Raw genomic sequence first — 20,426 nt, forward strand, 5'->3', positions numbered from 1 at the left:
CCCCGCGCCCGCCCTCGGCGAGCGCGACCCCCGGTCCCGCGGCGCGCGCCTCAGTGCGTGCGCCGCGGTCCCGGACCCGGCGGCGGATCCTCGGATCCGGCGTGGACGGGCGACCGCCACCATCACGATCCCAGCCGATCGGCCATGAACCCGTTGCGCTGGCTCCATCACCTATCGGAGGAACTCCGTGGCACAAGATGTGCTCACCGACCTGAACAAGGTCCGCAACATCGGCATCATGGCCCACATCGATGCCGGCAAGACCACCACCACCGAGCGCATCCTGTTCTACACGGGTATCACGCACAAGATCGGTGAGGTCCACGACGGCGCCGCCACGATGGACTGGATGGCGCAGGAGCAGGAGCGCGGCATCACGATCACGTCCGCCGCGACGACGTGCTTCTGGAACAAGAACCAGATCAACATCATCGACACCCCCGGTCACGTCGACTTCACGGTCGAGGTCGAGCGCTCGCTGCGCGTCCTCGACGGCGCCGTCGCCGTCTTCGACGGCAAGGAGGGCGTCGAGCCCCAGTCCGAGACCGTCTGGCGTCAGGCCGACAAGTACGACGTCCCGCGCATCTGCTTCGTCAACAAGATGGACAAGCTCGGCGCCGACTTCTACTTCACGGTCGACACGATCATCAACCGCCTCGGCGCCAAGCCGCTGGTCATCCAGCTGCCCATCGGCGCGGAGTCCAGCTTCGAGGGCGTCGTCGACCTCGTCGAGATGCGCGCGCTCACGTGGCGCGGCGACTCGAAGGGTGACGTCGCGCTGGGCGCGAAGTACGAGATCGAGGAGATCCCCGCGGATCTGGCCGACAAGGCCGCCGAGTACCGCGAGAAGCTGCTCGAGACCGTCGCGGAGACCTCCGACGAGCTGCTCGAGAAGTACTTCGGCGGTGAGGAGCTCACGGTCGCCGAGATCAAGGGCGCCATCCGCAAGCTGACCGTCAACTCGGACATCTACCCCGTGCTCTGCGGCTCCGCGTTCAAGAACCGCGGCGTCCAGCCGATGCTCGACGCGGTCGTCGACTACCTTCCCTCCCCGCTCGACGTCCCCGCCATCGAGGCGCACGACGTCCGCGACGAGGAGAAGGTCATCATGCGCCACGCGGACTCGACCGAGCCCTTCTCGGCGCTCGCGTTCAAGGTCGCGGTGCACCCGTTCTTCGGTCGCCTCACCTACGTCCGCGTCTACTCGGGCAAGCTCGACTCCGGCGCCCAGGTCATCAACTCGACCAAGGGCAAGAAGGAGCGCATCGGCAAGATCTTCCAGATGCACTCCAACAAGGAGAACCCGGTCGACTCGGTCACCGCCGGCCACATCTACGCCGTCATCGGCCTCAAGGACACCACCACCGGTGACACCCTGAGCGACCCGACCGCGCAGGTCGTGCTCGAGTCGATGACCTTCCCGGAGCCCGTCATCGAGGTCGCCATCGAGCCCAAGACGAAGGCCGACCAGGAGAAGCTGGGCACCGCGATCCAGAAGCTCGCGGAGGAGGACCCCACCTTCCGCACCGAGCAGAACCAGGAGACCGGTCAGACGGTCATCAAGGGAATGGGCGAGCTGCACCTCGACATCCTGGTGGACCGCATGAAGCGCGAGTTCAACGTCGAGGCCAACGTCGGCAAGCCGCAGGTGGCCTACCGCGAGACGATCCGCCGCACGGTCGAGAAGTACGACTACACCCACAAGAAGCAGACGGGTGGCTCGGGTCAGTTCGCGAAGGTCCAGATCTCCATCGAGCCGATGGAGGTCGAGGCCGACAAGACCTACGAGTTCGTCAACGGCGTCACCGGTGGTCGCGTCCCCCGCGAGTACATCCCCTCGGTCGACGCGGGCATCCGCGACGCCATGCTGGTAGGCGTCCTCGCCGGCTACCCCATGGTGGGCATCAAGGCCACGCTGACCGACGGTGCTGCGCACGACGTCGACTCCTCGGAGATGGCGTTCAAGATCGCCGGCTCCATCGCGTTCAAGGAGGCCTCGCGCAAGGCGCAGCCGGTCCTCCTCGAGCCGCTGATGGCCGTCGAGGTCCGCACGCCCGAGGAGTACATGGGCGACGTCATCGGCGACCTCAACTCGCGTCGCGGGATGATCCAGTCGATGGAGGACGCCGCGGGCGTCAAGGTCATCAAGGCCAACGTCCCGCTGTCCGAGATGTTCGGCTACATCGGCGACCTGCGCTCGAAGACCTCGGGCCGCGCGGTCTACTCGATGACGTTCGAGACCTACGCCGAGGTCCCCAAGGCCGTGGCCGAGGAGATCGTCCAGAAGAACAAGGGCGAGTAGCACCGTCCCCACCCCGCCGCGGTTCTGCGGAACCGCGGCGGGACTGGTAGTGTCGTGCGGGTTTGCTGCCGCGTTCTGCGCGCCTCGGATCCTCATCGGATGGCCCGCGCGACCACTGCCGGTAACATACGTACACAAAACCCCCGCAAGTCCTCCTGTCCTCGTGCCGCCCCGTGCGGCGTCGGATGCGGATGCTTGCACCTAAGTCCTGAGGAGGACCCACAGTGGCTAAGGCCAAGTTCGAGCGGACCAAGCCGCACGTCAACATCGGAACCATCGGTCACGTCGACCACGGAAAGACCACCCTCACCGCGGCGATCTCGAAGGTTCTGGCGGACAAGTACCCGTCCGCGACCAACGTCCAGCGTGACTTCGCGTCGATCGACTCCGCTCCCGAGGAGCGCCAGCGCGGCATCACGATCAACATCTCGCACGTCGAGTACGAGACGCCGAAGCGCCACTACGCGCACGTCGACGCCCCCGGTCACGCCGACTACATCAAGAACATGATCACCGGCGCGGCGCAGATGGACGGCGCGATCCTCGTGGTCGCCGCCACCGACGGCCCGATGGCTCAGACCCGTGAGCACGTCCTCCTCGCCAAGCAGGTCGGCGTGCCGTACCTCCTCGTCGCCCTGAACAAGGCCGACATGGTGGACGACGAGGAGATCCTCGAGCTCGTCGAGCTCGAGGTCCGCGAGCTGCTGTCCTCGCAGGGCTTCCCCGGCGACGACGCCCCCGTGGTCCGCGTCTCCGGCCTCAAGGCCCTCGAGGGCGACGAGGCGTGGACCCAGTCCATCCTCGACCTCATGGACGCCGTCGACGCCTCCGTCCCGGACCCGATCCGCGACAAGGACAAGCCGTTCCTCATGCCGATCGAGGACGTCTTCACGATCACCGGTCGTGGAACCGTCGTCACCGGTCGCGCCGAGCGCGGCACCCTCTCGCTGAACTCCGAGGTCGAGATCGTCGGCATCCGCCCGACGCAGAAGACCACGGTCACCGGCATCGAGATGTTCCACAAGCAGCTCGACGAGGCCTGGGCCGGCGAGAACTGCGGTCTGCTCCTCCGCGGCACCAAGCGCGAGGACGTCGAGCGCGGCCAGGTCGTCGTCAAGCCGGGTTCGGTCACGCCGCACACCGACTTCGAGGGCACCGCGTACATCCTGTCCAAGGACGAGGGTGGGCGTCACAACCCGTTCTACGGGAACTACCGCCCGCAGTTCTACTTCCGCACCACCGACGTCACCGGCGTCATCACGCTGCCCGAGGGCACCGAGATGGTCATGCCCGGCGACACCACCGACATGACGGTCGCGCTGATCCAGCCGATCGCCATGGAGGAGGGCCTCGGCTTCGCCATCCGTGAGGGTGGCCGCACCGTGGGTGCCGGAACGGTCACCAAGATCGTCAAGTAGGTTCTCCTACTGATCTCTCGAGAGGGGTCGTCCGCTTCGGCGGGCGGCCCCTCTCGTCGTTCCCGCCGCGGTCCCGTGCTCCTGATCGCAGCGCGGGTGGCCGACTAGCGTGGCAGGCATGCCCTTCGTCAAGACGAACCCCTCCGCCCCCGCGCAGTTCTTCGAGTGGGAGGCGGCGGGTCTGCGCTGGCTGGCCGAGGCGGAGCAGGCCGGGGGAGCGCGCTGCGTCGAGGTGCTGCGGGTCGAGCGCGGCCGCATCGAGCTCGAGGAGATCCGGCCCGCCCGCGCCTCGCGCGAGGCCGCTCGGCGGTTCGGCGCTGCCCTCGCTCGCAGCCACGACTCGGGTGCCGACGACTTCGGAGCGCCGCCGAGTGGATGGACGGGCTCCGCCTACATCGGCCGACGCGCGATGCCCTGCACTCCGGAGGCGTCCTGGGGCCGCTTCTACGCGGACCAGCGCGTCCGGCCCTTCCTGCGCCCGGCCGCGGATGCGGGGAGCCTGTCGGCAGCGGACGCCCGCACCGTCGAGAGCGCGCTCGAGCTCGTGGCGGCGGGCGCGTTCGACGACGACGACACCCCCGCCCGCCTGCACGGCGACCTCTGGAACGGCAACGTGCTGTGGTCGGACGAGGGCGCGGTCCTGATCGACCCGGCCGCGCACGGCGGACACCGCGAGACGGACCTCGCCATGCTCGCGCTGTTCGGCCTGCCTCACCTCGACGACGTCCTCGCGGGCTACGAGGAGGTGCACCCGCTGCGCGACGGAGCCGCCGAGCGCGTGCCGCTGCACCAGCTGCACCCGCTCGCGGTGCACGCCGCCGGCCACGGCCCCTCCTACGGACGCGCGCTCGCCGACGCCGCGGCCCGCGTCCTCGAGCTCGGTCGCTGACCGCCCCGGCGGGTCCTGCACCGATCGTCCAGGCGGTGTCGCCACACTGAGGCGCGCGCGGCCCTCGCCCGCACCGATGAAGGAGGAACCATGGTGGATCTCGGCAAGCTCGGACGACAGGCCGGCGAGCTGTTCAACAGCAAGAAGGTCCAGGACACGCTCCGCAGCGAGAAGGCGGAGGGCGTCTCGGATCAGGTTCTCGAGAAGACCGGCGACATCGCCAGCCGTCTGACCAAGGGCAAGTACGACGACCGCATCGAGGACCTCAAGCGCCAGGCCGACAAGCGCCTCGGCAACGAGTAGCGCAGGGCGCGGGGGCGCCCGTCAACCCGGTGCCGGTTCCGGCGCCCCCGCCCTATCGTCGGGTCGATGGCTGATTCGCTCACGCAACGACTCCGCAGGACCGATTCGAGCGGACGCGGCTACACGCGGGTCCGCTCCGGCTCCGGCTTCAGCTACCGCGACCCCAAGGGGGCGACGGTCACCGATCCGGAGCTGCGCGAGCGATTCGAGCATCTCGGCATCCCGCCCGCCTGGCAGGACGTCTGGATTGCGCCGTACCCCAACGGGCACATCCAGGCGACGGGTGTCGACGGCGCCGGCCGCCGGCAGTACATCTACCACCCGACCTGGCGCGAGCAGAAGGACCGGATCAAGTTCGACCGGGCGCTCCGGCTCGCGGAGGCGCTCCCCGCCGCGCGCCGGCGGGTCACGGTCGCCCTCCGCGAGGACGGTCCGACCCGCGAGCGCGCCCTCGCGACCGGGTTCCGGATGCTGGACACCGGCTCGCTGCGGGTCGGCAGCGAGCAGTACGCGAAGGAGCACGGCAGCATCGGACTCACCACGCTGCTCTGCTCGCACGCGACGACGCACGGCGACCGCGTCGCCCTCGCCTTCCCCGGCAAGAGCCACCAGGCCTGGACGAGCGAGATCCTCGACCACGACCTCGCCCGCGTGGTCCGCGCGCTCAAGCGCCGCGGCCCCAACGCGCGGCTCCTGGCCTGGAAGGACGGCCGGCAGTGGCGCCCCGTCTCGGCCGGCGACATCAACGACTACGTGCGCGAGCGCGCCGGGGACGACTTCACGGCGAAGGACTTCCGCACTCTGCACGGCACCGTCGCCGCGGCGCTGAGCCTGGCGAAGGCGGGACCGCAGCCCACCCAGCGGCTGCGCACGAAGGCGATCTCGCAGGCGATGAAGGACGCGTCGGAGGTGCTCGGGAACACGCCGACCGTGGCGCGCGCGAGCTACGTCGACCCCCGCGTCCTCGACCACTTCCGGGCCGGGGAGACGATCGATCCCTCGCGGCCGTCCTCCGCGGAGACGACCCTCCGGGCCCTGCTCTTCGAGTGAGCGGCGATCGTCGCCCCGGGCTCCTCAGTGCCCGGGATTCCGCGGCGGAGGGCCGGCGTCGACGGAGCTGCACGACGCGACACGCCCGGGTTGCAAGGCCCGCTCATCCGTGAGAGACTCTTCTAGTTCAAAATTTCCGCCTGCGCAGCGTGCTGCGAGGGGGTGGAACACTGCCAGGCAGTGCCGAGACGGCGCCCCAGCGGCTCGACCCGAGAGGGCGGCCCCGCGAGTGCGACGTCGAGGCGGCGGGTAGCAGAACGACAACAACCGACAACTCAACGGGCTCTCCGTGCGTCGTGCGTTCTGCACGGCTCTCAGGGCGCCTCGAGCGCGGTGCTTTTGACAGAAGAACACTGGTGCACTTCTCCGGTTCTCCGGATGTTCCTTCGCGAGCGCGTCCTATGCGACACGAGTCCGGCTCTGGCCGGGGGAGTGGCGTACGACGCAATAACAAGAGAGTGAGAGATCACACATGGCGGGACAGAAGATCCGCATCCGACTGAAGTCGTACGACCACGAGGTCATCGACACGTCGGCGCGCAAGATCGTCGACACGGTGACCCGTGCCGGTGCAACGGTCGTCGGCCCCGTGCCGCTTCCGACGGAGAAGAACGTGGTCTGCGTGATCCGTTCTCCCCACAAGTACAAGGACAGCCGCGAGCACTTCGAGATGCGCACCCACAAGCGCCTCATCGACATCATCGACCCGACGCCCAAGGCCGTCGACTCGCTGATGCGCCTCGACCTCCCGGCCGACGTCAACATCGAGATCAAGCTCTAAGGAGGAGTGCCACCATGTCTGTCACTGTTTCCCCCACGCTGAAGACCAGCAAGGGCCTCCTCGGCACGAAGCTCGGAATGACCCAGGTCTGGGACGAGAACAACAAGCTCGTCCCCGTCACGGTCATCGAGATCAGCCCCAACGTCGTGACCCAGGTCCGCACGGAGGAGAAGGACGGCTACACCGCCGTCCAGCTCGCCGCCGGTGCGATCGACCCGCGCAAGGTGAACAAGCCCGCCGCCGGTCACTTCGACGCCGCGGGCGTCACCCCCCGCCGCCACCTCACCGAGGTCCGCACCTCCGACGCCGCCGACTACTCGGCCGGCCAGGAGCTGACCGTGGACGCCGTCTTCGAAGCCGGCACCAAGGTCGACGTCGTCGGCACCTCCAAGGGCAAGGGCTTCGCCGGTGTCATGAAGCGTCACAACTTCAAGGGCGTCTCGGCTTCGCACGGTTCGCACCGCAACCACCGCAAGCCCGGCTCCATCGGCGCCTCCTCGACCCCCAGCCGTGTCTTCAAGGGCATGCGCATGGCCGGTCGCATGGGTGGCGAGCGCGTCACCGTGCTCAACCTCAAGGTGCACTCCGTCGACGCCGAGAAGGGTCTGCTGCTCGTCAAGGGCGCCGTCCCCGGTGCGCGCGGTCGCCTCGTGTTCGTTCGCAACGCCGTGAAGGGAGCGTAGTTCCATGGCTACCTCTGTCGACATCATCGACGTCCAGGGCAACAAGTCGGGCGCGTTCGAGCTCCCCGCCGAGCTCTTCGACGTCCAGACCAACATCCCCCTGATCCACCAGGTCGTCGTGGCGCAGCTCGCCGCGGCGCGCCAGGGCACCCACTCCACGAAGAACCGTGGCGAGGTCTCCGGAGCCGGCCGCAAGCCGTTCAAGCAGAAGGGAACCGGTCGCGCTCGTCAGGGCTCGATCCGCGCCCCGCACATGACCGGCGGTGGCGTGGTCCACGGACCCACCCCCCGCAGCTACGCGCAGCGCACCCCCAAGAAGATGATCGCCGCGGCTCTGCTCGGCGCTCTCTCGGACCGCGCTCGAGGCGCCCGCATCCACGTGGTCGAGTCCCTCGCCCTCGGCGACACCCCGAAGACGAAGGACGTCCTCGTCCTGCTCGACGCCCTCTCGGTTTCGCGCAACGTCCTCGTGGTCCTCGAGCGCGACGACTTCGTCGCCGAGCTCTCGCTGCGCAACGTGCCCTTCGTGCACATCCTGCCGTCCGACCAGCTCAACGCGTACGACGTGCTCGTCTCCGACGACATCGTCTTCACGAAGGCCGCACTCGACGCGTTCGTCGCCTCGAAGTCCGGCGCCAAGAAGGAAGAGGTGAACGCATGAGCCAGTCCGCCGCGTTCAACAAGGACCCCCGCGACGTCATCATCTCCCCGGTGGTGTCCGAGAAGTCCTACGGCCTGATCGACGAGGGCAAGTACACCTTCGTCGTCGACCCGCGCTCCAACAAGACCGAGATCAAGCTCGCGATCGAGAAGATCTTCGGTGTCCAGGTCGCGTCGATCAACACGCTGAACCGCCAGGGCAAGACCCGCCGCACGAAGTTCGGTGCAGGCAAGCGCAAGGACACGAAGCGCGCGATCGTCACGCTGAAGTCCGGCACCATCGACATCTTCACGAGCGTCGGCTGAGCCGAAGAAGCGTAGAGGAAACAGACAATGGCTATTCGTAAGTACAAGCCCACGACCCCCGGTCGCCGCGGCTCCAGCGTTGCCGACTTCGCCGAGATCACCCGATCGACGCCCGAGAAGTCGCTCCTTCGCCCGCTGTCCAAGACCGGTGGCCGCAACAACTCCGGCCGCATCACGACGCGTCACATCGGTGGTGGCCACAAGCGCCAGTACCGCCTGATCGACTTCCGTCGCAACGACAAGGACGGCATCAACGCCAAGGTCGCTCACATCGAGTACGACCCCAACCGCACGGCGCGCATCGCGCTGCTCCACTTCGTGGACGGCACCAAGCGCTACATCCTGGCTCCGAACAAGCTCTCGCAGGGCGACGTCGTGGAGTCGGGCTCGGGCGCCGACATCAAGCCCGGCAACAACCTGCCGCTGCGCAACATCCCGACCGGTACGGTCATCCACGCCATCGAGATCAAGCCGGGCGGCGGCGCCAAGCTCGCCCGCTCGGCCGGCACCTCGGTCCGCCTCGTCGCCAAGGACGGCCCCTACGCGCAGCTCCGCCTGCCGTCGGGCGAGATCCGCAACGTCGACGCGCGCTGCCGCGCCACGATCGGCGAGGTCGGCAACGCCGAGCAGTCGAACATCAACTGGGGCAAGGCCGGCCGCATGCGCTGGAAGGGCGTCCGCCCGACCGTCCGCGGTGTCGCGATGAACCCGGTCGACCACCCCCACGGTGGTGGAGAGGGCAAGACCTCCGGTGGACGCCACCCGGTCAGCCCCTGGGGCCAGTCCGAGGGACGCACCCGTCGCCCCAACAAGGAGAGCGACAAGCTCATCGTTCGCCGCCGCACCGCCGGTAAGAAGCGCAAGTAGGAGTTGTAGAAGATGCCTCGCAGTCTCAAGAAGGGCCCCTTCGTTGACGACCACCTGCTCCGCAAGGTGTTCACGGCCAACGAAGCCGGCAACAAGAACGTCATCAAGACCTGGTCGCGCCGTTCGATGATCATCCCGGCGATGCTGGGACACACCATCGCGGTCCACGACGGACGCAAGCACATCCCCGTGTTCGTGACCGAGACCATGGTCGGCCACAAGCTCGGCGAGTTCGCCCCCACTCGGACCTTCCGCGGTCACGAGAAGGACGACAAGAAGGGCCGTCGCCGCTGACGCGGCGACGAGAAGGAGGAGAGAAATGGTGGAGTCGATCGCACGCGTGCGACACATCCGCGTCACCCCCCAGAAGGCTCGCCGTGTCGTGAACCTGATCCGCGGGAAGCAGGCGGAGGAGGCCCTGGCCATCCTCAAGTTCGCCCCGCAGGGTGCGTCCGAGCCCGTCTACAAGCTCGTCGCCTCGGCGATGGCCAACGCTCGCGTCAAGGCCGATGCCTCGAACGAGTACCTCGACGACCAGGACCTGTTCGTGTCCCGCGCCTTCGTCGATGAGGGAACCACCCTCAAGCGATTCCAGCCCCGTGCTCAGGGTCGTGCCTTCCGCATCAACAAGCGCACCAGCCACATCACCGTCGTGCTGGCCACTCCTGAGGAGGGGACCAAGTAATGGGTCAGAAAGTAAACCCCTACGGTTTCCGTCTGGGAATCACCACCGACCACGTGTCGCGCTGGTTCTCCGACAGCACCAAGAAGGGCCAGCGGTACAGCGACTTCCTCGCTGAGGACGTCAAGATCCGCCGGCTCCTCGCCACGCAGCTCGACCGCGCGGGCGTCGCCCGCATCGAGATCGAGCGCACCCGCGACCGCGTCCGCGTCGACATCCACACCGCCCGCCCGGGCATCGTGATCGGCCGCCGCGGCGCCGAGGCCGAGCGTATCCGCGCCGACCTCGAGAAGCTCACCGCCAAGCAGATCCAGCTGAACATCCTCGAGGTGAAGAACCCCGAGGCCGAGGCTCAGCTGGTCGCGCAGGGCATCGCCGAGCAGCTCTCCGCCCGCGTGGCCTTCCGCCGCGCGATGCGCAAGGGTCTGCAGGGCGCGCAGCGCGCCGGCGCCAAGGGCGTCCGCATCCAGGTCTCCGGCCGCCTCGGCGGCGCCGAGATGAGCCGCTCGGAGTTCTACCGCGAGGGACGCGTGCCGCTGCACACCCTCCGCGCGAACATCGACTACGGCTTCTACGAGGCGAAGACCACCTTCGGCCGCATCGGCGTGAAGGTCTGGATCTACAAGGGCGACATCACCAACAAGGAGCTCGCTCGGGAGCAGGCGAACAGCAAGTCGTCGCGCCCCGAGCGCAGCGACCGTCCGCGTCGCGCCCCCCGCCAGCAGAGCGAGGCGCCCGTCGCAGCAGGAGTTGAGGCATAACCATGTTGATTCCGCGTCGAGTCAAGCACCGCAAGCAGCACCACCCGGGCCGTTCCGGCCAGGCCACCGGTGGCACCAAGGTGTCGTTCGGTGAGTACGGCATCCAGGCCCTCACCCCGGCCTACGTGACCAACCGTCAGATCGAGTCCGCTCGTATCGCCATGACGCGCCACATCAAGCGCGGTGGAAAGGTGTGGATCAACATCTACCCCGACCGCCCGCTGACCAAGAAGCCCGCCGAGACCCGCATGGGTTCCGGAAAGGGCTCGCCGGAGTGGTGGGTCGCGAACGTCAAGCCGGGTCGCGTCCTTTTCGAGGTCGCCGGCGTCGACGAGCAGCTCGCTCGTGAGGCCATGACCCGTGCCATCCACAAGCTGCCCCTCAAGGCACGCATCATCAAGCGCGAGGAGGGAGACGCATAATGGCGATCGGATCCAAGGAGCTCGTTCCCACCGAGCTCGACACCTTCGAGGACGAGCGTCTCGTCACGGAGCTGAAGAAGGCCAAGGAGGAGCTGTTCAACCTCCGCTTCCAGTCGGCCACCGGCCAGCTGGACACCAACGGCCGCCTGCGTGCCGTCAAGCGCGACATCGCCCGCATCTACACGGTCATCCGTGAGCGCGAGCTGGGCATCCGCGCCACCCCCGCACCCGTCGAGGCCCCGGCCAAGGCGGAGAAGAAGCCGAAGACCAAGAAGGCCGCCAAGGCCGAGGTCGAGGCGACCGAGTCGAACGAGGAGGCCAAGTAATGGCAACCGTCACTGACAGCGCCGGCCACGAGTCGGCCGCCCACGACATCAAGGAGGCGGGCGCTCGCGGTTACCGCAAGACCCGTCGCGGCTACGTGACCAGCGACAAGATGGACAAGACCATCGTCGTCGAGGTCGAGGACCGGGTGAAGCACCCGCTGTACGGCAAGGTCATCCGCCGCACGTCCAAGGTCAAGGTCCACGACGAGCTGAACTCCGCCGGCATCGGCGACTCCGTCGTCATCAGCGAGACCCGTCCCCTCAGCGCCACCAAGCGCTGGCGCCTGGTCGAGATCCTCGAGAAGGCCAAGTAGGCCCCGGCCCGCTTGAGTTAGCAGGAGAGACACATGCTTCAGCAAGAATCCCGAGTCAAGGTCGCCGACAACACCGGCGCCAAGATGCTCCTCACCATCCGCGTGCTCGGTGGCTCCGGCCGCCGCTACGCCGGCCTCGGTGATGTCATCGTCGCGACCGTCAAGGACGCGATCCCCGGCGGAAACGTCAAGAAGGGCGATGTGGTCAAGGCCGTCATCGTCCGGACCATCAAGCAGACCCGTCGTCCCGACGGCTCGTACATCAAGTTCGACGAGAACGCCGCCGTGATCCTGAAGAACGACGGGGACCCCCGCGGCACCCGCATCTTCGGACCGGTCGGTCGCGAGCTCCGCGACAAGAAGTTCATGAAGATCGTCTCGCTGGCACCGGAGGTTATCTAGTCATGGCCAAGATCAAGAAGGGTGACCTCGTGCAGGTCATCTCGGGCGCGACGCAGGCTCGCGGCGGAGACCGCGGCAAGCAGGGCAAGGTTCTCGAGGTCCTGGTCGAGAAGAACCGCGTCGTCGTCGAGGGTGTGAACTTCGTCAAGAAGCACAACCGCGTCGGCCAGTCGCAGCGCGGCTCGAAGGAGGGCGGCATCGAGACCATCGAGGCCCCGCTCCACATCTCGAACGTCGCGGTCGTCGACCCGAAGACCAAGAAGCCGACCCGGGTCGGCCACCGCAACGTGGCCGTCACCAAGGACGGCGTGACCAAGACGGTTCGCGTGCGCTACGCGAAGGCGTCGGGTGAGGAACTGTAATGACTGACACCACCGCAGTGGCTGCGAAGGTTCAGCCGCGGCTCAAGGCCAAGTACCAGGCCGACATCATCCCCGCTCTCAAGGAGCAGTTCGGCTTCTCGAACGTCCACCAGGTCCCCGGACTGGTCAAGGTCGTCGTGAACACCGGAGTCGGCGAGGCTGCCCGCGACGGCAAGATCATCGACGGCGCCATCAAGGACCTCACCGCGATCACGGGCCAGAAGCCCCAGGTCACGAAGGCCCGCAAGTCCATCGCGCAGTTCAAGCTGCGCGAGGGCCAGGCCATCGGCGCGCACGTCACCCTCCGCGGTGACCGCGCGTGGGAGTTCCTGGACCGCCTGCTCTCGGTGGCGCTGCCGCGCATCCGCGACTTCCGCGGTCTCTCGGACCGCCAGTTCGACGGCAACGGCAACTACACCTTCGGCATCACGGAGCAGTCGATCTTCCACGAGATCGACCAGGACCGCATCGACCGCGTCCGCGGCTTCGACGTGACCGTGGTCACCACCGCGAAGACCGACGACGAGGGTCGCGCGCTGCTCAAGCAGCTCGGCTTCCCGTTCAAGTCGGCGGACAACGCGTAGCACGACCCCCGAGGCCGGAGGGCGGATCACCCGCCCTCCGGCCTCGCTGTGCACCCGGCCGCCCCGCTGTCCGGGTGCACTCCCAGAGCTCCGGTCCTCCTCCGGGAGGATCGGCCGTCGGCCCTCGACCGCCGGCCCTCAGCCGTGTACCATGGCTCGTTGGCCTGCGCTCGCGCGGCCGCATGGGCGTCGACGTCGTCGGCGCCGTCCCACACCACAGGTCGTCACTCTTGTAAAGGGTGCCGAAACCAGGCGAGAAAGGCACCATCAGCCATGACCATGACTGATCCGGTCGCAGATCTGCTGACCAGAATCCGCAACGCGAACTCCGCGCACCACGACTCCATCGCCCTCCCCGGCTCGAAGCTCAAGGCGAACATCGCCGAGATCCTCAAGCGCGAGGGCTACATCTCCGACTGGAAGGTCGAGGAGGCGCGCGTCGGCACGACGCTCTCCATCTCCCTCAAGTACGGACCGAACCGCGAGCGCTCCATCGCCGGCATCAAGCGCGTCTCGAAGCCGGGACTGCGCGTCTACGCGAAGTCGACCGAGATCCCCACCGTCCTCGGTGGCCTCGGCGTCGCCATCCTGTCCACGTCGAGCGGTCTGCTGACCGATCGTCAGGCCGAGAAGAAGGGCGTGGGTGGGGAGATCCTCGCCTACGTGTGGTAACCCCATGTCGCGAATCGGAAGACTCCCCATCGAGATCCCGGCGGGCGTCGACGTCTCCGTCGCCGGATCCCTCGTCACCGTCAAGGGCCCCAAGGGCGAGCTGACCGTCCCGGTCGCCAGCCCCATCCAGGTCGCCGTCGAAGGCGGCCAGGTCCTGGTCTCCCGCCCCGACGACGAGCGCGAGTCGCGCTCGCTGCACGGCCTCACCCGGACGCTCATCGCGAACGACATCATCGGTGTCACGCAGGGCTACTCCAAGGGCCTCGAGGTCGTCGGAACCGGTTACCGCGTGCTGGTGAAGGGCTCGGACATCGAGTTCGCCCTCGGCTTCTCGCACCCGGTCGTCGTCACCCCTCCCGCGGGCATCTCGTTCACGGTCGAGGGCAACAACAAGGTCACCGTGCACGGCATCTCCAAGCAGGCCGTCGGCGAAGTGGCCGCCAACATTCGTAAGATCCGCAAGCCCGAGCCCTACAAGGGCAAGGGCGTGCGCTACGCCGGCGAGGTCGTTCGCCGCAAGGCCGGAAAGAGCGGTAAGTGATCATGGGACTCGGAACCAGAGGAAAGAGCAAGTCCGCTGCGCGCGGTCGTCGTCACGACCGTCTGCGCAAGAAGGTCGTCGGCTCCGCCGAGCGCCCCCGTCTCGTCGTCAACCGATCGGCCCGTCACGTCTTCGTGCAGATCGTCGACGACTCGCAGGGCCGCACCCTCGCGTCCGCGTCGACCCTCGAGGCCGACCTCCGCGTGTTCGACGGTGACAAGACCGCCAAGGCCCGCCGGGTCGGCGAGCTTCTCGCCGAGCGCGCGAAGACCGCAGGAGTCGAGGCGGTCGTCTTCGACCGCGGAGGCAACAAGTACGCCGGTCGCGTCGCCGCGATCGCCGATGGAGCACGAGAGGCAGGGCTCAACCTGTGACCGCCGCAGAGAGCAAGGAACCCGAGGTCGCCGCCGTGTCGGAGGCCCCCGTCGAGACCGCTGCGTCCACGCAGCCCCAGCAGGAGGCCCGCGAGCCCCGTCGTGGCGGCCGTGACCGCAACCAGGGTGGCCGCGACCGCGGTGGCCGCGACTCCGAGAAGAGCCAGTTCCTCGAGCGCGTCGTGACCATCAACCGCGTGTCGAAGGTCGTCAAGGGCGGTCGTCGCTTCAGCTTCACCGCGCTGGTCGTCGTCGGCGACGGCAACGGACTCGTCGGAGTCGGCTACGGCAAGGCCCGCGAGGTCCCCACCGCCATCTCCAAGGGCGTCGAGGAGGCGAAGAAGAACTTCTTCCGCGTCCCGCGCGTCGGCTCGACCATCCCGCACCCCGTCCAGGGTGAGGCCGCTGCCGGTGTGGTGCTCCTGCGCCCCGCCGCCGCGGGTACCGGTGTCATCGCCGGCGGTCCCGTCCGCGCCGTGCTCGAGTGCGCCGGCATCCACGACGTCCTGAGCAAGTCGCTCGGCTCGTCGAACACCATCAACATCGTCCACGCGACGGTGACGGCCCTGCAGCAGCTCGAGGAGCCGCGCGCCGTCGCCGCTCGTCGCGGGCTCGACTTCGACCAGGTCGCGCCGCCCCGGCTCGTCCGTGCCGAGGCCGACGCCCTCGCCGCCGCGTCCAAGTCGAAGGCAGGTGCCTGATGGCCCAGCTCAAGGTGACCCAGATCAAGTCGAAGGTCAGTGAGAAGCAGTACCAGCGCGACACGCTGCGCTCGCTCGGCCTCAGGAAGATCGGTCAGAGCGTCGTCCGCGAGGACAACTCTCAGAACCGCGGATACGTGAAGACCGTCGCCCACCTGGTGAAGGTCGAGGAGATTGACTAATGGCTGAGAAGAACCAGGCCGTCGCGGAGTCCACGACTCCCGAGCAGGCCTCGACCAAGGAGCACGTGCTCAAGGTCCACCACCTCCGTCCCGCGGTCGGCGCCAAGAAGGCGAAGACCCGCGTCGGTCGCGGTGAGGGATCCAAGGGAAAGACCGCCGGTCGCGGCACCAAGGGCACCAAGGCCCGCTACCAGGTGCGCGTCGGCTTCGAGGGTGGGCAGATGCCGCTGCACATGCGCACCCCGAAGCTCCGCGGCTTCAAGAACCCGTTCCGCGTCGAGTACCAGGTCGTGAACCTGTCCGCTCTCGCGGAGCTCTACCCTCAGGGCGGCGACGTCACCATCAGCGACCTGGTCGCGAAGGGTGCCGTTCGCAAGAACGAGAAGGTGAAGGTTCTCGGCGACGGGGACATTGCGGTTACGCTGAACGTCGCGGTCGACAAGGTCTCCAGCTCTGCCGAGCAGAAGATCGTCGCCGCGGGCGGATCCATCAAGTAGCACCAGCAGCTTGTCGGTCGAGCTTGTCGCGTCGACTCCCCACGGGGAGCGCGCGGCAAGCTCGACCTGTATCCCGCACCCAGAACTGAGCAGGAGACCCTAGGTAGATGTTTGGCGCCGTAGCGCGGATCTTCCGCACCCCCGACCTCCGCCGCAAGATCGGCTTCACCCTCGCGATCGTGGCGATCTTCCGGCTGGGATCCTTCATCCCTGCTCCGTTCGTCGACTTCGAGGCCGTCCAGGCCTGCCTCGCCGGCAACCAGGGCACCTCCGGTCTGTACGAGCTCGTGAACCTCTTCAGCGGTGGAGCCCTGCTCCAGCTGTCGATCTTCGCGCTCGGCATCATGCCGTACATCACGGCGTCGATCATCGTGCAGCTGCTGCGCGTGGTCATCCCGCACTTCGAGACCCTCTACAAGGAGGGCCAGTCGGGCCAGGGCCGTCTGACGCAGTACACCCGCTATCTCACGATCGCGCTGGGCGTCCTGCAGTCGACCACCCTCATCACCGTCGCCCGCTCGGGCGCGCTGTTCGGCAACTCCGGTGTCCCGGAGTGCTCGGCGCTCATCATCACCGACGAGTGGTACTCCATCCTGCTCATGGTCATCACCATGACCGCGGGCACCGGCATCATCATGTGGATGGGCGAGCTCATCACCGAGCGCGGCATCGGCAACGGCATGTCGCTCCTGATCTTCACCTCGATCGCCGCCCAGTTCCCCACCTCGCTCTGGTCGATCGCGCAGTCGCGCGGCTTCGAGACCTTCCTCCTCGTCCTCGCGGTCGGGCTCGTGCTCGTCGTCGCGGTCGTCTTCGTCGAGCAGTCGCAGCGGCGGATCCCCGTGCAGTACGCCAAGCGGATGGTCGGGCGCAGAACGTACGGCGGCAACAACACCTACATCCCGATCAAGGTCAACATGGCCGGCGTCGTGCCCGTCATCTTCGCCTCGTCGCTGCTGTACCTGCCCGCGCTCATCGCGCAGTTCAACCAGCCCGCAGCCGGCCAGGAGGCGCCCTTCTGGGTGACCTGGATCACGAACTACCTCACCAAGGGCGATCACCCGCTCTACATGGCGCTGTACTTCCTGCTGATCGTCGGCTTCACCTACTTCTACGTCGCGATCACCTTCAACCCGGACGAGGTCGCCGACAACATGAAGCGCTACGGCGGCTTCATCCCCGGCATCCGCGCCGGTCGTCCGACCGCCGAGTACCTGAACTACGTCCTGACCCGCGTGACGCTGCCCGGCTCGGTCTACCTCGGTCTGATCGCGCTCGTGCCGCTCGTGGCGCTCGCGCTCGTCGGCGCGAACCAGAACTTCCCGTTCGGCGGCACGTCCATCCTGATCATCGTCGGAGTCGGACTCGAGACGGTGAAGCAGATCGACTCCCAGCTGCAGCAGCGCCACTACGAAGGGCTCCTCCGATGACCTCGACCCCGGTCGGCTTCCGTCTGCTGCTGATCGGCCCTCCGGGCGCCGGCAAGGGGACTCAGGCCGCTCGGCTCAGCGAGGTCCTGAAGGTACCCGCGATCTCGACGGGTGACATCTTCCGCGCGAACGTGGCGAACGAGACCGAGCTCGGCCTGCAGGCCAAGTCCTACCTCGACGCCGGCCGCTACGTGCCCGACGAGCTGACCAATGCGATCGTGCACGACCGGCTGCAGGAGGCCGACGTCTCGACGGGCTTCCTCCTCGACGGCTACCCGCGCACGACGGAGCAGGTCGACGAGCTCGACCGCATCGTCGCGGCGGACGGCAATCGGCTCGACGCGGTCGTGCAGCTGACGGCCGACCCCGACGAGGTCGTCGCCCGCCTGCTCAAGCGCTCCGCGGAGCAGGGTCGCAGCGACGACACCGAGGAAGTCATCCGGCACCGTCTCGCCCTCTACGAGGAGCAGACCGCGCCGCTGATCGACATCTACGCCGCGCGCGGGCTCGTCATCGTCGTCGACGGCCTCGGCCCGGTCGACGAGGTCACCGAGCGCATCGTCGTCGCCCTCGAGGGCCACCGCGTCGGTCGCCTCGTCGGCGACTCGCCGGCCGCCTGACCCGTGGCGCTGCGCTCCTCCCTCTACAAGACGCCGGCCCAGCTGCGATCGATGATCGCGCCGGGGCTGGCGACCGCCGCCTCCCTCGACGCCGTGCGCGCCGCGGTCCGACCCGGGGTCAGCACGCTCGAGCTCGACGCGATCGCCGAGGCGGCGATCGTCGCGCTCGGCGGTCACTCGAACTTCCAGCTCGTGCCGGGCTACCGGCACACGATCTGCGCGTCGGTGAACGACGAGGTCGTGCACGGGATCCCCGGCGGCCGCGTCCTCGAGGCCGGTGACATCGTCTCGATCGACAGCGGCGCCGAGATCGACGGCTGGAACGGTGACTCGGCGATGACGCTCGTGCTGCCCGACGACGAGCGGCCCGACGAGGTCGCGCGCCGGGAGGCGCTGTCCCGCGTCACCGAGGGCTCGCTCTGGCGCGGCATCGCGGCTCTCGCGGCGGCGCGGCACCTCAACGAGGTGGGCGCGGCGATCGAGGAGTACATCGAGGACGAGGCCGAGGCCTCGGGCCGCGTCTACGGGATCCTCACCGACTACATCGGCCACGGCATCGGCCGCACGATGCACGAGGCGCCGCCGGTCTTCAACTACCGGGTCCGCCAGCGCGGCCCGGAGGTGAAGCCGGGCCTCGTCGTCGCCATCGAGCCCATGGTCACGGCCGGCAGCGCCGAGACCGTCGTGCGCGAGGACGACTGGACGGTCGCCACCGTCGACGGCAGCATGTCCGCGCACTGGGAGCACTCCGTCGCGGTGCACCGCGACGGCATCTGGGTGACGACCCTCGCCGACGGCGGGGCCGCGGGCCTGGCGCAGTACGGGATCGTGCCGACGCCGATCGTCTGAGGCGCTCCGACGTCCGGCCGCGCCTCGGCGAGGTCACACCGGGGGAGCGCCTGCCGCCGCGCGGACGGCGGCGACGCTCGTGGCGACATCGGCGGCATCGGTCGACCAGTTGCTCACCGAGATCCGCAGCACGTCCCGCCCGCGCCAGTGGGAGCCCGACATCCAGACGGTCCCGTCCTCGATGAGCCGGCGAGTCACCTCCCGGGTCCGTTCGTCGGACTCGAAGGCCAGGCAGACCTGGGTGAAGACGACCTCGTTCAGCACGCTGACACCCGGGATCGCCGAGAGTCGATCCGCCAGATCCCGCGCGGTGGCGGCCAGTCCGTCGACGAGGGAGACGAGGCCGGTCCGGCCCAGCTGTCGCAGGGCCGCCCATACCGGGACACCGCGTGCTCGGCGGGACATCTCCGGTGTCAGGTCCATGGGGTCCGGCTCGTCGCCGTCGGCGCGGATCAGGTAGGCCGTCCGGGTCCCCAGAGCCGCACCCGCGGCCCCGCTCCGCGCCACGACGGCGACTCCGCAGTCGTACGGCACGTTGAGCGTCTTGTGTGCGTCGGTCGCCCAGGAGTCCGCCGTCTCGATCCCGCGCAGCAGCGGACGGAGCGCGGGGCTGGCGCCCGCCCACAAGCCGAAGGCGCCGTCGACGTGCACCCACGCGCCGTGCTCGTGCGCGATCGCGATCGCGTCGGCCATCGGATCGAAGGCGCCGGAGTGCAGGTTCCCGGCCTGGAGGCAGACGATCACGGGGCCGTCCGCACGCTCGAGCGCGACGCGGAGGGCGTCGACGAGGAGGCGGCCCTGGTCGTCGGTGTCGACGACAGCGGGTGCCCCGAGCCCCAGGTAGCGCAGGGCGAGATCGACAGAGGTGTGCCGCTCCCTGCCGGCCAGAACAGTGAGCCGCGGTGCTCCCTGCAGGCCGTGGGCGTTCACGTCCCAGCCCACCCGATCCAGTACGAAGGCGCGGGCGGCGGCCAGCCCGACGACGTTCGCCATCGTCGCCCCGGTGGTGAAGCCGACGTCCGCCGTCGCCGGGAGCCCGAGCGCCGTGAGCAGCCACTCGCCGGCGACCTGCTCGACGGCGGCCGTCGCCGGTGAGGCGTAGCGCATGGCGGCGTTCTGATCCCAGGCGCTGACCAGCCAGTCCGCGCCGAGCGCGGCGGGCAGGGTGCCGCCGATCACCCAGCCGAAGAAGCGCCCGGAGGGCATCGCCATCAGCCCGGGCTCGGCGAGCGTCGCGAGCTCCTCCACCACGACGGCGGGATCGAGCGGGCCCTCCTGCCACGGCCCGCCGAACGTCTCCGCCATCTGCTCGACGTCCCTGGACGGCGGTATCGGCCGACCCGGAAGGGACTCGATCCACCGCATCGCGGCGGCGGACGATCGATCCAGCGCAGAACGGTAGACCTCGGGATCGACAGACATGGGATGCTCCTTCGTCGCAGCGATCG

Annotated in this window: 29 protein-coding genes; 28 read left to right on the top strand and 1 reads right to left on the bottom strand. The window is 68.4% G+C overall.

Going from position 1 to position 20,426, the window contains the following annotated elements:
* The first annotated feature begins 187 nt into the window (after positions 1 to 187).
* The 28 genes from fusA to map all read left to right on the top strand — a co-directional run bounded on the left by fusA (position 188) and on the right by map (position 18,978).
* The gene (gene fusA, locus GTU73_RS05285) at positions 188 to 2,302 is read left to right on the top strand and encodes an elongation factor G (protein ID WP_123445036.1); all 2,115 of its coding nucleotides are present in this window, start codon (positions 188 to 190) and stop codon (positions 2,300 to 2,302) included.
* A gap of 224 nt (positions 2,303 to 2,526) precedes the next feature.
* Complete coding sequence (gene tuf, locus GTU73_RS05290; protein ID WP_123445037.1) at positions 2,527 to 3,720, top strand: elongation factor Tu; 1,194 nt, start codon at positions 2,527 to 2,529, stop codon at positions 3,718 to 3,720.
* A 118-nt stretch (positions 3,721 to 3,838) separates the two neighbouring features.
* Complete coding sequence (locus GTU73_RS05295; protein WP_160087618.1) at positions 3,839 to 4,609, top strand: fructosamine kinase family protein; 771 nt, start codon at positions 3,839 to 3,841, stop codon at positions 4,607 to 4,609.
* Positions 4,610 to 4,699: 90 nt separating this feature from the next.
* Positions 4,700 to 4,912, top strand: coding sequence for an Rv0909 family putative TA system antitoxin (locus GTU73_RS05300; RefSeq protein WP_133960597.1), 213 nt, complete (start codon positions 4,700 to 4,702; stop codon positions 4,910 to 4,912).
* Positions 4,913 to 4,978: 66 nt separating this feature from the next.
* Complete coding sequence (locus GTU73_RS05305; protein WP_160087620.1) at positions 4,979 to 5,962, top strand: DNA topoisomerase IB; 984 nt, start codon at positions 4,979 to 4,981, stop codon at positions 5,960 to 5,962.
* 472 nt (positions 5,963 to 6,434) lie between these two features.
* Complete coding sequence (gene rpsJ / locus GTU73_RS05310; RefSeq protein WP_005050520.1) at positions 6,435 to 6,743, top strand: 30S ribosomal protein S10; 309 nt, start codon at positions 6,435 to 6,437, stop codon at positions 6,741 to 6,743.
* Positions 6,744 to 6,757: 14 nt separating this feature from the next.
* The gene (rplC, locus tag GTU73_RS05315) at positions 6,758 to 7,426 is read left to right on the top strand and encodes a 50S ribosomal protein L3 (protein ID WP_104224566.1); all 669 of its coding nucleotides are present in this window, start codon (positions 6,758 to 6,760) and stop codon (positions 7,424 to 7,426) included.
* Between the two features lie 4 nt (positions 7,427 to 7,430).
* On the top strand, positions 7,431 to 8,087 hold the full coding sequence (rplD, locus tag GTU73_RS05320) for a 50S ribosomal protein L4 (RefSeq protein ID WP_160087622.1): 657 nt from the start codon (positions 7,431 to 7,433) through the stop codon (positions 8,085 to 8,087).
* Entirely contained in the window at positions 8,084 to 8,392 is a 309-nt protein-coding gene (rplW, locus tag GTU73_RS05325; protein ID WP_160087624.1) for a 50S ribosomal protein L23, read from the top strand. Before rplD ends, rplW begins: the two co-directional genes overlap by 4 nt.
* 27 nt (positions 8,393 to 8,419) lie before the next feature.
* A complete protein-coding gene (gene rplB / locus GTU73_RS05330; RefSeq protein WP_123445043.1) occupies positions 8,420 to 9,259 on the top strand; it encodes a 50S ribosomal protein L2 in 840 nt (279 codons plus the stop codon).
* Positions 9,260 to 9,271: 12 nt separating this feature from the next.
* On the top strand, positions 9,272 to 9,553 hold the full coding sequence (gene rpsS / locus GTU73_RS05335) for a 30S ribosomal protein S19 (RefSeq protein WP_055787078.1): 282 nt from the start codon (positions 9,272 to 9,274) through the stop codon (positions 9,551 to 9,553).
* Between the two features lie 25 nt (positions 9,554 to 9,578).
* A complete protein-coding gene (gene rplV / locus GTU73_RS05340) occupies positions 9,579 to 9,944 on the top strand; it encodes a 50S ribosomal protein L22 (protein WP_123445044.1) in 366 nt (121 codons plus the stop codon).
* On the top strand, positions 9,944 to 10,702 hold the full coding sequence (rpsC, locus tag GTU73_RS05345) for a 30S ribosomal protein S3 (RefSeq protein ID WP_056037327.1): 759 nt from the start codon (positions 9,944 to 9,946) through the stop codon (positions 10,700 to 10,702). Before rplV ends, rpsC begins: the two co-directional genes overlap by 1 nt.
* A 2-nt stretch (positions 10,703 to 10,704) precedes the next feature.
* The gene (gene rplP, locus GTU73_RS05350) at positions 10,705 to 11,124 is read left to right on the top strand and encodes a 50S ribosomal protein L16 (RefSeq protein WP_123445045.1); all 420 of its coding nucleotides are present in this window, start codon (positions 10,705 to 10,707) and stop codon (positions 11,122 to 11,124) included.
* Positions 11,124 to 11,450: a 50S ribosomal protein L29 gene (gene rpmC, locus GTU73_RS05355; protein WP_056037322.1), complete on the top strand. Its 327-nt coding sequence runs from the start codon at positions 11,124 to 11,126 to the stop codon at positions 11,448 to 11,450. The genes rplP and rpmC overlap by 1 nt, the downstream gene beginning before the upstream one ends.
* Positions 11,450 to 11,764, top strand: a complete 315-nt coding sequence (rpsQ, locus tag GTU73_RS05360; protein WP_123445047.1) for a 30S ribosomal protein S17 — start codon at positions 11,450 to 11,452, stop codon at positions 11,762 to 11,764. The genes rpmC and rpsQ overlap by 1 nt, the downstream gene beginning before the upstream one ends.
* Positions 11,765 to 11,797: 33 nt before the next feature.
* Positions 11,798 to 12,166, top strand: a complete 369-nt coding sequence (rplN, locus tag GTU73_RS05365; protein WP_123445048.1) for a 50S ribosomal protein L14 — start codon at positions 11,798 to 11,800, stop codon at positions 12,164 to 12,166.
* A gap of 2 nt (positions 12,167 to 12,168) precedes the next feature.
* On the top strand, positions 12,169 to 12,528 hold the full coding sequence (rplX, locus tag GTU73_RS05370) for a 50S ribosomal protein L24 (RefSeq protein WP_123445049.1): 360 nt from the start codon (positions 12,169 to 12,171) through the stop codon (positions 12,526 to 12,528).
* Positions 12,528 to 13,112, top strand: a complete 585-nt coding sequence (gene rplE, locus GTU73_RS05375; protein ID WP_160087626.1) for a 50S ribosomal protein L5 — start codon at positions 12,528 to 12,530, stop codon at positions 13,110 to 13,112. Before rplX ends, rplE begins: the two co-directional genes overlap by 1 nt.
* Before the next feature lie 273 nt (positions 13,113 to 13,385).
* Positions 13,386 to 13,784, top strand: a complete 399-nt coding sequence (rpsH, locus tag GTU73_RS05380; protein ID WP_123445051.1) for a 30S ribosomal protein S8 — start codon at positions 13,386 to 13,388, stop codon at positions 13,782 to 13,784.
* A gap of 4 nt (positions 13,785 to 13,788) precedes the next feature.
* Positions 13,789 to 14,325, top strand: coding sequence for a 50S ribosomal protein L6 (gene rplF, locus GTU73_RS05385; RefSeq protein WP_123445052.1), 537 nt, complete (start codon positions 13,789 to 13,791; stop codon positions 14,323 to 14,325).
* Between the two features lie 2 nt (positions 14,326 to 14,327).
* Complete coding sequence (rplR, locus tag GTU73_RS05390; RefSeq protein WP_160091229.1) at positions 14,328 to 14,699, top strand: 50S ribosomal protein L18; 372 nt, start codon at positions 14,328 to 14,330, stop codon at positions 14,697 to 14,699.
* A 35-nt stretch (positions 14,700 to 14,734) separates the two neighbouring features.
* Entirely contained in the window at positions 14,735 to 15,400 is a 666-nt protein-coding gene (gene rpsE, locus GTU73_RS05395) for a 30S ribosomal protein S5 (protein ID WP_173250993.1), read from the top strand.
* The gene (gene rpmD / locus GTU73_RS05400; RefSeq protein WP_173232138.1) at positions 15,400 to 15,582 is read left to right on the top strand and encodes a 50S ribosomal protein L30; all 183 of its coding nucleotides are present in this window, start codon (positions 15,400 to 15,402) and stop codon (positions 15,580 to 15,582) included. Before rpsE ends, rpmD begins: the two co-directional genes overlap by 1 nt.
* Positions 15,582 to 16,079, top strand: a complete 498-nt coding sequence (gene rplO / locus GTU73_RS05405) for a 50S ribosomal protein L15 (RefSeq protein ID WP_160087630.1) — start codon at positions 15,582 to 15,584, stop codon at positions 16,077 to 16,079. The genes rpmD and rplO overlap by 1 nt, the downstream gene beginning before the upstream one ends.
* Before the next feature lie 107 nt (positions 16,080 to 16,186).
* Complete coding sequence (secY, locus tag GTU73_RS05410; protein ID WP_123445056.1) at positions 16,187 to 17,509, top strand: preprotein translocase subunit SecY; 1,323 nt, start codon at positions 16,187 to 16,189, stop codon at positions 17,507 to 17,509.
* Positions 17,506 to 18,129, top strand: coding sequence for an adenylate kinase (locus GTU73_RS05415; RefSeq protein WP_123445057.1), 624 nt, complete (start codon positions 17,506 to 17,508; stop codon positions 18,127 to 18,129). Before secY ends, GTU73_RS05415 begins: the two co-directional genes overlap by 4 nt.
* A 3-nt stretch (positions 18,130 to 18,132) precedes the next feature.
* On the top strand, positions 18,133 to 18,978 hold the full coding sequence (gene map / locus GTU73_RS05420; protein WP_160087631.1) for a type I methionyl aminopeptidase: 846 nt from the start codon (positions 18,133 to 18,135) through the stop codon (positions 18,976 to 18,978).
* A 33-nt stretch (positions 18,979 to 19,011) separates the two neighbouring features.
* On the opposite strand, the gene GTU73_RS05425 is transcribed toward map, so the two are convergent.
* Positions 19,012 to 20,400 (bottom strand): aminotransferase class V-fold PLP-dependent enzyme, encoded by a 1,389-nt coding sequence (locus tag GTU73_RS05425; protein ID WP_160087632.1) that lies wholly within the window; start codon positions 20,398 to 20,400, stop codon positions 19,012 to 19,014.
* Positions 20,401 to 20,426: the final 26 nt, after the last annotated feature.

It is taken from the genome of Rathayibacter sp. VKM Ac-2804 (genome assembly GCF_009866655.1).
Lineage (GTDB): Bacteria > Actinomycetota > Actinomycetes > Actinomycetales > Microbacteriaceae > Rathayibacter.